This is a genomic window from Virgibacillus carmonensis (assembly GCF_057836705.1).
On sequence record NZ_JBYQFJ010000322.1, the window covers coordinates 1 to 564 of the forward strand.

At 45.0% G+C, this 564-nt stretch carries 1 protein-coding gene; it reads right to left on the minus strand.

The window, feature by feature from the left end; genetic code table 11:
- Window positions 1-564, minus strand: a 564-nt coding sequence (locus tag AC3G7N_RS22110) for an IS66 family transposase (RefSeq protein WP_489424262.1), incomplete at both ends; no start/stop codon positions are given.

Here is a 564-nt window from a genome sequence, read left to right on the forward strand (position 1 = left end):
TGGACCTTCTCTTCCTGTACGATACATCCATATGTAGGAAGTTGAAGTGGCAGGGCGCTCTGGTTCGGAAAGAACCTGCAAGGTCGTTTCGTCCGCATGAACAATATCCTGTCTCAAGAGATGTACATACATTTCATCGTAAATGAGATTAAGCCAAGTATTTGCGCCGTATACAATCCAATTTGCTAGAGTCTGACGTGAGATAGACAGTCCGAAACGTTCTAAATGTTTCTCTTGCCGGTATAACGGCATGCTTTCTACATATTTTTGCGTCATCGTATAAGCCATAGCTGACGGGGAAGCCAAGCTCCCCGGATAAACAGGCGCAGGTGCAATTGCTGTTACAATCGGTGTCTCAATTTCATTGCGTTCACAGTGACGGCAACTATAAACATAGCGAACATGCTTCTTTACTTTTGCTTGTGCAGGGATAATTTCTATCTCCCTGCGTACTTCGGTACTCATTTCATGCAGTTCACCACCGCAACACGAACAAGCCTGTTCCCCAGTTGGTAAACGATATTCAATCGTTTCCGAAGGCAGGTTTTCAAGCTTTCCATCACG